13 protein-coding genes are annotated in these 13164 nt (G+C 69.7%); 5 read left to right on the top strand and 8 right to left on the bottom strand.

Annotated elements, in window-relative coordinates; genetic code table 11:
• Positions 1-126: 126 nt before the first annotated feature.
• Together N5079_RS14520 and N5079_RS14515 are read right to left on the bottom strand one after the other, a co-directional pair.
• Positions 127-291 carry a hypothetical protein gene (locus N5079_RS14520; RefSeq protein WP_261584260.1) on the bottom strand — a complete coding sequence of 55 codons (165 nt, stop codon included), beginning with the start codon at positions 289-291 and terminating at the stop codon, positions 127-129.
• A 1700-nt stretch (positions 292-1991) separates the two neighbouring features.
• Positions 1992-3008 carry a thiamine-phosphate kinase gene (locus N5079_RS14515; RefSeq protein ID WP_261584259.1) on the bottom strand — a complete coding sequence of 339 codons (1017 nt, stop codon included), beginning with the start codon at positions 3006-3008 and terminating at the stop codon, positions 1992-1994.
• Positions 3009-3055: 47 nt separating this feature from the next.
• Here N5079_RS14515 and N5079_RS14510 point away from each other — a divergent pair, with 47 nt between their 5' ends.
• Complete coding sequence (locus N5079_RS14510; protein WP_261584269.1) at positions 3056-3289, top strand: Lrp/AsnC family transcriptional regulator; 234 nt, start codon at positions 3056-3058, stop codon at positions 3287-3289.
• A 68-nt stretch (positions 3290-3357) separates the two neighbouring features.
• Positions 3358-3792: a DUF3515 domain-containing protein gene (locus tag N5079_RS14505; RefSeq protein WP_261584258.1), complete on the top strand. Its 435-nt coding sequence runs from the start codon at positions 3358-3360 to the stop codon at positions 3790-3792.
• A gap of 89 nt (positions 3793-3881) precedes the next feature.
• Here the strand turns inward: N5079_RS14505 and N5079_RS14500 are convergent, their stop codons facing one another.
• From N5079_RS14500 to N5079_RS14485, 4 genes are all read right to left on the bottom strand, one after another.
• Positions 3882-4997: a D-alanine--D-alanine ligase family protein gene (locus N5079_RS14500; RefSeq protein ID WP_261584257.1), complete on the bottom strand. Its 1116-nt coding sequence runs from the start codon at positions 4995-4997 to the stop codon at positions 3882-3884.
• Positions 4998-5037: 40 nt separating this feature from the next.
• The gene (locus N5079_RS14495) at positions 5038-6267 is read right to left on the bottom strand and encodes a trans-sulfuration enzyme family protein (protein ID WP_261584256.1); all 1230 of its coding nucleotides are present in this window, start codon (positions 6265-6267) and stop codon (positions 5038-5040) included.
• 5 nt (positions 6268-6272) lie between these two features.
• Positions 6273-7280, bottom strand: coding sequence for an NAD(P)H-dependent glycerol-3-phosphate dehydrogenase (locus tag N5079_RS14490; RefSeq protein ID WP_261584255.1), 1008 nt, complete (start codon positions 7278-7280; stop codon positions 6273-6275).
• Positions 7281-7350: 70 nt separating this feature from the next.
• Positions 7351-8133, bottom strand: a complete 783-nt coding sequence (locus N5079_RS14485; RefSeq protein ID WP_261584254.1) for a lysophospholipid acyltransferase family protein — start codon at positions 8131-8133, stop codon at positions 7351-7353.
• 131 nt (positions 8134-8264) lie between these two features.
• On the opposite strand from N5079_RS14485, the gene cofC reads away from it, so the two are divergent.
• The gene (gene cofC / locus N5079_RS14480) at positions 8265-8912 is read left to right on the top strand and encodes a 2-phospho-L-lactate guanylyltransferase (RefSeq protein ID WP_261584253.1); all 648 of its coding nucleotides are present in this window, start codon (positions 8265-8267) and stop codon (positions 8910-8912) included.
• A gap of 13 nt (positions 8913-8925) precedes the next feature.
• Here the strand turns inward: cofC and N5079_RS14475 are convergent, their stop codons facing one another.
• Entirely contained in the window at positions 8926-10398 is a 1473-nt protein-coding gene (locus tag N5079_RS14475; RefSeq protein ID WP_261584252.1) for an MFS transporter, read from the bottom strand.
• A 213-nt stretch (positions 10399-10611) separates the two neighbouring features.
• On the opposite strand from N5079_RS14475, the gene N5079_RS14470 reads away from it, so the two are divergent.
• Positions 10612-11382: a TetR/AcrR family transcriptional regulator gene (locus N5079_RS14470; protein WP_261584251.1), complete on the top strand. Its 771-nt coding sequence runs from the start codon at positions 10612-10614 to the stop codon at positions 11380-11382.
• A gap of 22 nt (positions 11383-11404) precedes the next feature.
• Here N5079_RS14470 and N5079_RS14465 read toward each other — a convergent pair whose 3' ends face one another.
• Positions 11405-12628 (bottom strand): MFS transporter, encoded by a 1224-nt coding sequence (locus N5079_RS14465; protein WP_261584250.1) that lies wholly within the window; start codon positions 12626-12628, stop codon positions 11405-11407.
• Between the two features lie 152 nt (positions 12629-12780).
• Between N5079_RS14465 and N5079_RS14460 the strand changes: the two genes are divergently transcribed.
• Positions 12781-12993: a hypothetical protein gene (locus N5079_RS14460; protein ID WP_261584249.1), complete on the top strand. Its 213-nt coding sequence runs from the start codon at positions 12781-12783 to the stop codon at positions 12991-12993.
• Positions 12994-13164 lie beyond the last annotated feature (171 nt).

The following is a 13164-nucleotide window of genomic DNA, read 5'->3' as shown; positions in this document are numbered from 1 at the left end:
CCTGAGTAAGGAGGACAAACCAGTCGCTGCGGTTGTGAAGGCCCGCGCCTGGTTCAGATGCCCGCGTGGCCCAGCGGGATCTCCACGTCAGCGTTTCCTGTGAGCGCCACAGGACGCTCGGCGGGCTCAATTGGAGACGCCGCAATCGCCGTCTGTCAGCGTGCAGTCGCCAGGGGGCTCAGCCGTACCCTGGGCGTCGAGCGTGATCGTCAACTTGTCGCCCGCGGCGAGCGGCTCATCGGAGGTGATGGACAAGGTGTCGCCGTGCTGCTCCCACTGGAAACCGTCCACTGAGACGACCTGGCCCCCGATGGGAAGCTCAATCGTCCAGGACGAGAGGTCCGCGGCTTCGTTGCGGACGGCCAGGCGTGCGCTGTAGCCGTCCTCGTCCTGCCGCGTGACCTCGAAAGCCAGGCCGACACTGGCGGTGTCCGCAGCCGGAGTGGCGTTCCACTCGCCAGCGCCCGTTCCGGCGAAGGGTGCGGCGCCTTGCGTGGTGTCCGAGTCGGCTGCCGAGTCGCCGGTCGAATCGCCGGTGCCGGCCGGAGGACGCTCGGAGTCGCCGGAAGCGCCTGGCTTATGGGTCTTCGCGGCCTGTGGGTCCCTTGTTGGTCCCGTACGGCCGGCACTCGGGATGCTGGGATTCGCCGTGGGAGCCAGCGCTGAAGCAGGAGCCGGTGTGGCGAGAGAGGGGGATCCAGCGGTCGCAGGGGTCGAAGGCGTCGCCGTACCGGGCTGGGTTGTGGAGGCGTCACCGGAAGGTAGGCCGGAGCCTGGGGCAGTCGCACTGGAGGGCGTCGTTGAACCGGGCGTGGCCCCGGGAGTCAGGCCCGTGGCGGTGAGTGCATCTGCCGCCGAGGCTGCCCCGCAGCGGCTGGCGGAAGCACAGGTCGCGCCGGAGGGATCGATGGTGAGCGCGGTACGCCCGGCGACCAGCCGGACTCCGCCGAACGTCACTCCTATGGCCAGGAGTACGGAAACTCCCGATACGAGCGCCATCCGGCGAAGGCGTCGCGGGGGCGTTGGCTCGCCGTCCCATCCCGAGCCGAGAAACCCACCCCGACCGCCGCCACCCTCATCGGAGAGCGTGTAGGCCCCAGATTGCTCCGGTGTGATTCCTCCGGCCGTCAGCGTTCCGACCTCAGGGTCTCGAGGGTCCGAGATTTTCTGTCCATGGCTGCCGAGCGCAGCGCTGTGGGTTGCGGGACTGACGAAGGTGAGGCTGTCGGGATCGAGACTGTCGGCTTCGGGGCCTTCGTGCCACAGCCGTCCGGTTTCGAGCGTTTCGGAGGCAAACCGCTCCGACGCTGCGCCTCCGGCGAGGAGCGCGGCAGAAAGCCCGTCAGTGGCGAGCCGGTCGAGAAGAGGCCTGTCCAGAAAGGGCCTGTCCAGAAAGGGTCTGCCGAGACCTAGGCTGTCGAGGCCAGGGCTGTCGAGGCCAGGGCTGTCGGAGCCAGGACCGCCGACGGCACCAGTACTGCCGCCCGTGCGGCCAGGAGCCAGTCCGTTGTCAGAGGGACAGCCGGAAGCGGGCCCGCCGGGAGCATGCCTCTCGGGAGAGGCGCTGTCGAGACCACGGCTGCCGAGACCACGGCTGCCGAAAGCCGGGCCGTGCGAGGTGGAGTTGCCCGGAGCGGGGACTTCGGGGATGGGGGCTGAGGTAAGGGAAGCGCTGTCCTCGGATGCCAGGCTTTCGGGGGAAAGTGCGGAGAATCCCAGGTCGGTGATGGCGTTGGAGCGCCACACGACCGTATCGGCGTCGCCCGAAGAGGCTGTCCCGGCACTGTCAGTGGGCGGGTCCGGCCAGCGGAAGGTGAAGTCGCCGCGCGCGCGACCCGTCCTCGACCGATCGTCCGGAGCGGACGCCGAAGAGGATGGCTGCCCCTCCCCGGAGTGTCGTCCTGGCGTGTGACGGCCCATTGGCGGCCCTTCCTGTTGGCGACCGCCATACTTCATAACAGATCTAATACGCCTTTGTCACAAATTTCACTTCATTCCCTGAAGTGGTCCCAGCCACCCATGGTCTCGGAACGGCCCGTGACCTGCACTCCCTCTCCCTCCGTCACCCTGCCGACGATCCGCCAGGGAGGCGGGAGCCGTACGTCATCGGGGAAGGTCGCGGCAAGCGCATGATCGTCGCCGCCGGTCAGGACCCACTCCAGCGGGTCGGCGCCCAGCTCCGCCGCGGCCTCGGCGAGGATCGCGGGGACCGGCAGCGCGTCGGGATCGAGCGAGATGCGAACGCCACTGGCTGCGGCGATGTGGCCGACATCCTGAATCAGACCGTCGCTGACGTCGAGCATGGCCGTGGCGCCCAGCCGGGCCGCCTGGGGCCCGCAGGCGTACGGCGGCTCGGGCCTGCGATGGGCATCCACGAGGCGGCCGACATACTCCCGGCTGGACTCGGCCCGGCCCGGCTCCACCTGGCCGGTATCCGCCCGACCTGGCTCTGTTCGGCCCGCCTGTAGGAGGGCGAGCCCGGCGGCCGCGTGGCCGAGGCGCCCGGCGATGGCCACGATCTGGCCGGGACGCGCGCCGGAACGGGTCACCGGCGCTCGGCCGCCAAGGTCTCCGAGAGCGGTCACGCCGAGGACGACTATGTCCGAGCGGGCGATGTCCCCGCCTGCCACGGTGGCCTCCACCAGGGCACATTCATCCCGGAAGCCGTCGGTGAGCGCGTCGAGCCAGTCGGTGGGCGCGTCGCCGGGAAGCCCGAGACCGACCACTATGGCCGTGGGATCGGCTCCCATGGCCACGATGTCGGAAAGATTCTGTGCAGCGGCTTTACGCCCGATGTCGTACCCACTGGACCAATCCCGGCGGAAGTGCCTACCCTCAATCAGAAGATCGGTACTGACAACGACCCGCCCGTCGGGCGCCTTCAGGATCGCGGCATCGTCGCCGGGACCCAGGAGCACGGCCGCACCCTGCGGCAAGCGTCCGGAAATACGCCTAATTACACGGAATTCGCCGAGATCTCCGACTGTGATGACACACCCCTTGTGCATTCGAGGTACGGTTACGCTCCGGCACTGATCTCTATCCGGAGGACGTGATGGTGCAGGCCTACATCCTTATCCAGACCGAGGTCGGCAAGGCGGCCAGCGTGGCCGGCGAGATAGCGGGGATCACGGGCGTCACCCAGGCCGAGGATGTCACCGGCCCCTACGACGTGATCGTCCGGGCTGAGGCCCGCAACGTCGACGAGCTCGGCAAGCTCGTAGTCGCCCAGATCCAGGCCGTGGAGGGAATCACTCGTACCCTTACGTGTCCGATCGTCCATATCTAGCCGCAAATCTATCCGGAAGGCCCTCCGGGCGCCTGCTCGGACCGGCTCCTCGGCCGCTCTGGAAACCGATGCGCACACCAGCCCTTCTCGCAGTGGCGGCGGCCGTGCTGGCCGCCGTGACGGGATGCTCCACGACGGTGCGGGTGGAACCACCCACGCCCACGGGCGCGGCGGCGGCCGCGTGCCGGAGGCTCGACACGGCGCTGCCCCACCGGCTCGACGGGCTCGATCGCGTCGCGTCCGAGCCCGCCTCGCCGTACGTCGCCGTCTGGGGGGCCGGGGAGATCGCGCTCCGCTGCGGCGTCGAGCGGCCCGCCGCGATGGCCCCCACCGCCGAGGTGTCGGACATCAACGGCATCGCCTGGTTCGCCGATCCACGCAAGCCGCTGTTCACCGCCATCAACCGCGAGGCGTACGTCGAGGTGACGATCTCGAGGGAGCACTCCTCCGGGACTGTCCTGGTCGACCTCTCCAGCCCCATCAAGGCGACCATCCCGCACTGAAAACGCAGGTCACGGAACCCCGCCCGGCTTCACAGCGTGAGGCGGCTTTCAGCGGGAGCGATGTGCGGACAGGATGCCCGGACAGATCGCTAACGCAGGCCCACGGGGCGGTTGAGCGCGAGCTGGATCAGGCGGTCCACGAGCCGGTCGTACGGCAGGCCGGTGGCGGCCCAGAGCTGCGGGGCGACCGACAGCGAGGTGAAGCCGGGCATCGTGTTGATCTCGTTGACGATCAGCTCACCCGAAGGGGTGTAGAAGAAGTCGACCCGGGACAGCCCTTCGCAACCGAGCGCCTCGAACGCCCGGACGGCCATGGCCCGCAGAGCCTCCGCCGTCTCGGCCGGGATGCCGGCGGGCACGTCGAGCGCCATCTGGTCGGGGTAGTACTTCGCCTCGAAGTCAAAGAAATCGTGGTCGCCCTGGACCAGCACCTCACCCGGAACGCTCGCCTCCGGCGGAGCGTCGCCGAGTGACTCCAGCACCGCGCACTCGATCTCACGGCCGAGGATGGCGGCCTCCACCAGCACCTTCGGGTCGTGCTCGCGGGCATACTCCACCGCGGCCTCAAGCGACTCCAGGTCGTGGGCCTTGGAGATGCCCTGGGAGGACCCCGCCCGGGCGGGCTTGACGAACACCGGCCAGCCGAGCTCCTCGACCTCCTTGAGGACCCTGGCGCGGTCGGTGCGCCAGTCGCGGTCCCGGACGACAACGAACGGCCCGACGGGCAGCCCGGCGGCCTTCAGCAGGGCCTTCATGTACGCCTTGTCCATGCCGACCGCGCTGGCCAGCACGCCGGAGCCGACATAGCGGACGCCGGCCATCTCCAGGAGGCCCTGGATCGTGCCGTCCTCCCCGAAGGGGCCATGCATGACCGGGAACACCACGTCGACCTGGCCGAGGGAACGCGGGATCTCACCGGGCTGGAGAGCCACGAGAGAGCCTGACTCGGAGGGAAGCGCGAGAGCCGTACCGGATTCGTCGACGACCGGAAGGCGGCCCGACTCGATCGCGTAGGTCTGGCTGCCAGAGGCCAGCACCCAGCGCCCGTCCTGGGCGATTCCGATGGGGACGACCTCGTATTTGGACTGGTCGATGGCCTCCAGCACGCTCCCGGCTCCCATGAGGGACACGGCGTGCTCGGAGTTGCGGCCTCCGAAGACGACTGCCACGCGCACGCGCGGCTGGGACTCGCGATCCTCGTTCATGATGCCCGAATCTACCGCGTCTGGCCGTCAAAACGGCTTGTCAGCCCCGCGTCGGACTGGTGGAACGCAGCGTGTCGAGGGCCTGGGTGACGTCCATGATGAGGTCTTCGGCGTCCTCCAGTCCGATCGAGAACCGTACGGCTCCCGCGTCCACGCCCGAAAGGGCCTCGTCGGAGCGGAGCACCGAAGCGAGGTGCGTGACCTTGGTGTGGGTCCCGCCGAGGGACGACGCGATGCCGGTCAGCCGCAGCGCGTCCGCGAGCGCCATCCCGGCCTCGTAGCCGCCGTGTGGGATCACGGTCACGCAGGCGCCGAAACGGGTTCCCTCGGGGCCGGAGTCGAACAGGTGCCGGGCGAGCTGGTGGCCAGGGTGGTTGGGCAGGCCCGGGTAGTCGACGCGGCGCACCACCGGATGCTTCGCCACCGACGCCGCGAACTCCATGGCGGTCGAGCACATGCGGCGCACGCGGAGCGTCAGCGTCTCCAGCCCGCGGCGCAGGAGGAACGCGTCGTCCGGGGAGAGCGAGGCGCCGGTGTCGACCCGCACCTCGCGGATCTGGCTCATGAGGTCGGGCCGGCCCACCACGACTCCCCCGGTGCAGTCGTCGTGCCCGCCGATGTACTTGGTCGCCGAGTGGACCACGAGGTCGGCGCCGTGCTCCAGGGGCCGGCACACGATCGGCGTGGCGGTGGAGGAGTCGATCACGAGCAGCGCTCCCGCGTCACGGGCGATGCGGTAGAGCCCCCGGATGTCGGTCACCATCATCGTGGGGTGGGCCAGGGTCTCCGCATAGACGATCTTCGTGGTCGAGCGGACCGCGGCGTGGACCCGCCGCAGGTCGGAGTAGTCGACGAAGTCCACCGACACCCCGAACCGGGAGAGCACGTTGGTCAGCAGCGAGTAGGTGCCGCCGTGGACGGGCTTCGGGGCCACCACGTGCGACCCCGAGCGGAGGAACGCCATGAAGACGGCGTTGATCGCGGCCATCCCCGACGAGAAGGCCTGGGCCGACACGTCCTCCGGCGCGGCCGCCCCCTCCAGCGCCGCGACGGCGGCGGCGAACGCCGCGACGGTGGGATTGTCGATCCGGCTGTAGGCGAAGCCCGGCATGCGGTCGGCCAGCACGTCGGCGTACTCGCCCGAGCTCTCGAAGCTCCACGCGGCCGTCCGCCATACGGGAAGGCCGATCGGGACCTGGCGAGGCAGCGGAGGGGACGGAAGGTGGACGGCCCGGGTGTTCTCCCCGAGCTTCCTTCGACTGCGCCGCATCGAGCTCACACGCCGTAGCGTTCCGGCTTGGGAGTGCGGGACATCAGCAGCATGGCGGCCTCTGCGGGGGTCATGCCGTCATGGACGACGCCGACGACCACTTCGGTGATGGGCATCTCCACATCGTGCTTCCTCGCGAGGTCGAGCACCGACTCGCAGGATTTGACCCCCTCGGCGGTCTGCTTCGTCGCGGCGACCACCTCGGCGAGAGTCATCCCGCGTCCCAGATTCTCGCCGAAGGTACGGTTCCGCGACAATGGGGACGTACAGGTCGCTACGAGGTCGCCCATGCCCGCGAGGCCGGCGAACGTGTGCTGGTCGGCCCCGAGGGCGGCCCCGAGCCGCCCGATCTCCGCCAGGCCGCGGGTCATGAGGGTCGCCCGGACGTTGTCCCCGAGGCCCATCCCGGCCGCCACCCCGACCGCCAGGGCGATGACGTTCTTCACCGCCCCGCCGAGCTCGACGCCCACGACGTCGGGGTTCGTGTAGGTGCGGAACCACGGCAGGTGGCAGGCCTCCTGGAGCCGGCCGGCCACCTCTTCGTCCGTACAGGCCACGACCGCCGCGGCGGGCTGCAGCTTCGCCAACTCGGGGACCAGGTTGGGGCCGGAGACCACGGCCACCCGGCTCTGCGGGACCTCGGCCACCTCGCCGATGACCTCGCTCATCCGCTTGCACGTGCCAAGCTCGACGCCCTTCATGAGGCTCACCAGGACCGCGTCCGGCGGGATCGCCGGCTTCCAGGCCGCCAGGTTGCCCCGGAGGGTCTGGGAGGGAACGGCGAGGATGACGAAGTCGGCGCCGTCCATGGCCTCGGCCGGGTCGGTGGTCGCGCGCAGCGTCTCGGGAAGCCGGAGTCCCGGCAGGTAGTCGGGGTTCTCGTGCTTGTCGTTGATCGCCTCGACGATCTCCGCCCGCCTGCCCCAGAGCGTCGTCCGGGTGCCCGCCTCGGCGAGGATCATCGCGAACATCGTGCCCCACGAGCCCGTACCGAACACGACCGCCTTGGTCACTGGTCGCTCACCACTCCTCCACTGCCGCCAGGCTCGCCGTCACGGGCCATCCCCTCACCGTACGCCGTAGTCAGCCGTTGGCAGCGTTCTTCGGGTCATACGGGACTTCAGGGGCCTTCTCGTCACGGATCTCGGCGAGCTGGGCGGTGATGGCCGCCATGATGTCGGCGGTCGCCTCCCGCAGGACCGATCCGCGCATCGGCAGACCGGCGTACTTCGACAGGTCGACGGGCGGTCCGGCCTGCACGCGGAACCTCTTGCGCGGGAACAGCCGAGGCTTCTTCTCCCCGTACGGCAGAAGCTCCTGGGCCCCCCAGTGGGCGACCGGAATGACGGGCACACCCGTGGCGAGGGCCAGCCGGGCCGCCCCCGTCTTGCCGATCATGGGCCACATGTCGGGATCGCGGGTGATCGTGCCCTCCGGGTAGAACAGGACGCACGCGCCGTCCCTGAGCCGCTGCTCGGCGATCTTGAGGGACTGGGTGGCCTCCGTGCTCCCCCGCGCGACCGGTACGGCCTGCAGCTTGGCAATGACGTGGCCGAGGAAGGGCACCTTGAACAGCCCGGCCTTGGCGAGGATTACCGGCCAGCGTCCGTTGTTGTAGAGGAAATGCGACAGCAGGACCGGGTCCGACCAGGACAGATGGTTCGCCGCGATGATCAGGCCGCCCTTGCGGGGCACCTGCTCGCCCCCGCGCCACCTCCGCTTGATGAGGAAGAGCGAGAGCGGCTTGACGATCACGACGGCAAGGAGCTCCCACAAGCGGGGCGGACGCCCGGCCCGTTTACGCCCCGCCGGTTGGGCTGTGCCGGGGGGCTCGACCTCGTTGGGTCGCTCACTGGGCTGACTCACTCTGCCTCCAAGTCAACAGGGGATGGCCACGCGGACTGGTCACACGGACTGGTCACACGGACTGGTCACACGGAATGCGCTCAAGTCTCCCGGCTGGCTCGGCGGAATGTCGAGGCGGGATGCTTAAGGTTATGCAGCTCGCGCGATGGTCCATGGTGGTGCCGGTCAAGACACTTATACGGGCGAAGACCCGGCTCGCCGGGGCGGCGGGGCCGTACCGGACCGATCTGGCGGTGGCGGTCGCCTGCGACACGGTGGCGGCGGCGCTGAGCTGCGCGCTGGTGGCCCGGGTGGTGGTGGTGACGGCGGACCCCGTCCCGGCGGAACGGCTGGCGGCCCTGGGGGCGCACGTGGTGACCGATCCGGACAAGGGGCTCAACGCGGCGCTCCGGTTCGGCGCGGCGGAGGCGGCGCGGCTGGCGCCGGGCGACGCGGTGGGGGCGCTCCAGGCCGACCTGCCGGCGCTGCGGGCGGCCGAACTGGAGAAGGTGCTGTCGGCGGCGCTGGAGTTCGACGAGTGCTTCGTCCCGGACGCCGCCGACGTGGGGACGACGTTCTACGGCGTACGGCCGGGCGTCCCCTTCCGGCCGGGGTTCGGGGGCGAGTCGAGGGCCAGGCACCTGTCGGGCGGCGCCAAGGAGCTTGCCTTGGACGGCATCTCCTCGGTCCGCCTGGACGTCGACACGGTCGACGACCTGAGACAGGCCCTGGCCCTCGGTGTCGGCCCCGCCACCCTTAGGGTGATCACGACCGGCCTCCCGCATCTGGGCCCCGGGTAACGACCCTGCATGATCATGCCGGGGCGGGGGCCTCCTCGGGCTCGCGGGCGTGCTTGGGCAGGAGAAACGCCACCACGAAGGTGAGGACGAGCATTCCGGTCACGACCCAGAGGGTGGTCTTCATGGCGTCCTCGAAGCTCGCGCCGGTCGGGACCCCGCCCAGCAGATCGAAGAACACGGTGCCGAGCAGGGCCACGCCCAGCGCGTTGCCGAGTTGCTGGACCGCCGTCAGCGTGCCCGACGCGGAACCGGTCTCGTGCTGCTCCACACCGGCGAGCACGATGTCGAAGAACGGCGCCATCAGCAGGCCCATGCCGATGCCGCACACCACGAGGGCGGGCGTGAGCTGCCACGGGGTGACCCGCATGCCGTTCATGTCGAGGGTCAGCAGCACGCCGAGCACGCCCACAGTCATGATCAAGGTGCCGGTCAGGAGCACCTTCCGGCCGAACTTCTGCACCGCCTGGGCCATGCCGAATCCGACGATCATGCCGGCCGACCAGGGCACCATCGCGAGGCCCGCCTTCAGCGCCGAGTAGCCGAGCCCCATCTGGGTGTAGAGGTTGAAGACCAGGATGAACCCGGCCATGCCGGAGAAGAAGACCGTCCCGGTGAGCAGGCCCCCGGTGAAGGCCCGCTTGTGGAACAGGCTGGGCACGATCAGCGGGTCACCGCCCCAGCGGCTCTTGCGCGACTCGAACCAGCCGAAGGCCGCGAAGACCACGGCCGAGGCCGCCAGCATGACGAACGTCCAGGCCGGCCAGTCGTGCTCGCGCCCCTGGACCAGCGGGTAGATCACCAGGAATCCGCCGAGCGAGGCCAGGATGACACCGGGGAGGTCCAGCTTCAGCGGGTGCGGCGACCTCGACTCCGGCAGGAAACGCAGTCCGGCGATGACCGCCGCGAGACCGAGCGGCAGGTTGACCAGGAAGATCATGCGCCACCCGGTGCCGAAGTAGTCGGCCCCGACCAGCCATCCGGCGAGAATCGGCCCGCCGACCGCGGACAGGCCCATGATGGGCCCGAACAGGCCGAACGCCGTCTGCATCTCCTTTGGCGGGAACATCTCCTTGATCATGCCGAGGCCCTGCGGCAGCATCACCGCGCCGAACAGGCCCTGGATGACCCGGGAGCCGATCAGCATCTCGGGCGACTGCGCCACGGCGCAGAGCAGGGAGCCCACCGTGAAGCCGAGGGCTCCGATCAGGAACATCCGCTTGCGCCCCAAGATGTCACCGAGGCGGCCGCCGGTGATGAGGCCCACGGCCATCGAGAGCGTGTACGCGGCGCCGAGCCACTGGATCGTCGCCCCCGTGCCGCCGAGGTCGGCCCGCATGGTCGGTGCCGCGATGTTCGTCACCACCGCGTCGAGAAGGTCCATGACCTCAGCGGCGAGAATCACGAAAAGTGCCGCCCAGCGCCACCTGTACGGCGGTGCCTCGTCGGCCGGCGCCGTGGACGCCGTCACGCTGACGGGATTGCTCATCAGTCCTCCTGGGTTCTATGAACACTGTTCACATGGATGCGAGCGCTGTTCTATCATTGAGCAGTGTTCAGTCACAAGTGCAGCGTTCTCAAGATATATCGCCTCTCCGGGATCGACAAGATATATCTCAAGACAGGAGCGGCGTTCTCTGGGTCCGAGCGCCGTTCACTACGATGAGCGGAAAGCGTGAGCGGGATAGCGTGGGAGGTCCTCGTGAGTCAGCCGGACATGCCCACACCGCCGTGGGAGCGTCCGCGTAAGCGTCCGGCGCCGACCAGAGTCCCCCTGACGAGGGACCGCATCGTCGACGCCGCCTTCGTCGTCCTCGACAGGGACGGCTACGAGCGGCTGAGCATGCGCCAGGTGGCCGCCGAGCTGGGCGTCGTCGTCTCCGCGCTGTACGTCCATGTGAACAACAAGGACGAGCTGCTGGAGCTGATGTACAACACGCTGTTCGACGACGTCGAGCTGCCGGAGCCCGACCCCGCGAACTGGCAGGACCAGGTCAAGGACTTCGCCCGAGCCGGCCGCCGGCGGCTGCTGGCCCATCGCGACATGGCCAGGGTCTCCATGGGCCACGTCCCCTTCACGCCGGAGCTGCTCCCCCACGTGGAGAAGCTGCTCGCCCTCTTCCGGGCGGGCGGCCTGCCGGCCCCGGTCATGGCGATCGCGGGTGATCTGCTCTCGACCTACATGGAGGGCTTCACCATGGAGGAGAGCATGTGGGCGGAGCGCTACCGGGAAATGGACGCCGGGTCCTGGGAGACCATCCGGGACGAGATCCAGAAGTACTTCTCCTCGCTCCCGCCGGACCGCTTCCCGAACCTCGTCTCCATAGCCGAGCTGATGGTGGACGAGTCGAACGACTACCGGTTCGAGCTGGGCCTCGACATCATCATCCGCGGCCTCGCCTCCTACGCCGAAAAGCCGGAGCACCCGGGGCACCCGGGGCAACAAGAGAAACCGGCGGAGCCACAGACCTGACCCACATCACCGCCGCGACCTCCTACACCCCGCGAATCCGGGGGGAGAGCACCACCGGCAGGTGGGCGAGGGCATAGCCGGCGCTGGCCGCCCAGAAGGCGACCCGGACCCCGGCCACCTGTCCGAGTGTGCCTCCCAGCAGTCCACCGAGGGGAGTGCCGCCCCACATCAGGAAGCGCATGGTGGCGCTCAGTCGGCCGAGCAGGCGCTCGGGACAGATCGACTGGCGGTAGGCCCCCTGCGTGACGCCGAAGATCGTGCTCGCGACACCGCTCGCGGCAAGAGCGACCGGAAAGATCAGCAATCGCCAGCCGGGGGCGGTCGCCGCGACCGGCAGCGAGGCCAAAGTGGCAATTGACGCCGAGCCGTACATCGTGCGTCCGGCCCCGAAACGCCTGGCGACGCGCGGGGCGAGCCACGCGCCCGCCACGCCGCCCAGCGCACCCGCCGACAGCAGCATGCCGTACGCCCCGGGACTCACACGGAGCTCGCGGACCAGGAAGAGCGGAACCGCGGCCGCCCAGAGACCGAAGGAGAACATCGTCAGCGCGCCGGTGAGGGCGATCACGCGGAGAACCGGATGCCGTGTGACGAAGCGCAGCCCCTCGGCGATCTCGGACCGGAGGCTCACCCCCCTCCCCTCCGCCCGCCGCTCCTCGCTCCGGACGCCAAGGAGCAGTACGGCGGAGCCGAGATAGCTCGCCGCGTCGGCCAGGAGCGCGAGCGGAGCGCTGAGAAGCTGGACGAGCCAGCCCCCGACACCCGGGCCGGCCAGCTCCGCCACCGAGAAGTTGGCCGCCAGGACGCCGTGTCCCCTCGTCAGGTCGTCCTTGTCCACGATCGACGGAAGGTAGCTCTGGTGCGCCACGTCGAAGAAGACCGTGCAGACCCCGCTAACCAGCGCCACGCCGTACAGCTGAGGCAGGGAGAGCGTGCCGAGCTGGGCCGTGACCGGGATGGAGAGCAGCGCCACCGCCCGGATCGCGTCGGTGGCGACGAGGATGGGCCGACGCCGCATCCTGTCGACCCAGGCCCCCGCCGGCAGGCCGATCAGCAGGAACGCCACCATCTCGGCGGCGGTGAGCAGCCCCACCTGGAAAGGACTGGCGCGCAGCGTGATCGCCGCCGTCAGCGGCAGGGCGACCAGAGTGACCTGGCTGCCGAGCTTGCTGATCGCGTCGGCGCCCGCGTACCGCCGGAACGACCGCGCCCGCCACAGGTTGCGCGCCCGCTCCCCGACAGTCATGCCGCGTCATCATTCCAGTCATGGTTTCTCCGGTCAAAGGCATATCCATAGCCGGGAGGCGTCCGGGAGGCTCATGGAGCGGGCTTATGGAGCGGGCTTATGGAGGGGGCTGAGGGAGAGGGCAGAGAGTCGCCGCGAGTTAGGCTGGCCGCGTGCAGGCGACGGTGAAGACCTTCGACGGCGAGACCCGCTCGGGCTCGGTGTTCCTCGACGACGGGACGGAGATCCCGTTCGACGCCGGCGCCTTCGACGCCGGGCCGCTGCGGCACCTGCGCTCGGGCCAGCGCGTCAACATCGTCATGGCCGGAGGGCGCGTCACCTACGTCACGCTCTCCACGTTCCCGCTTCCCCAGACAGGCGCCTGACGCCGGACCGAGGCACCGCGCAGCCTGGGCTACCGCACAGCCTGGGCTACCGCGCTCCGGGCCAGGAGGCTCCCGCCTGACGCGCCGGGCTCACGCGCTCGACAGCCCAGCGCGCCCGGCGGCCCCGGGCTCACCCGCCTGATCGGCGGGCGGAAATGACGAACGGCGCCC

Source organism: Planotetraspora sp. A-T 1434 (assembly GCF_025420585.1).
Lineage (GTDB): Bacteria > Actinomycetota > Actinomycetes > Streptosporangiales > Streptosporangiaceae > JAOEGB01.
The sequence above is the reverse complement of the archived record's forward strand: the minus strand, read 5'-3'. Positions and strand labels throughout refer to the sequence as shown.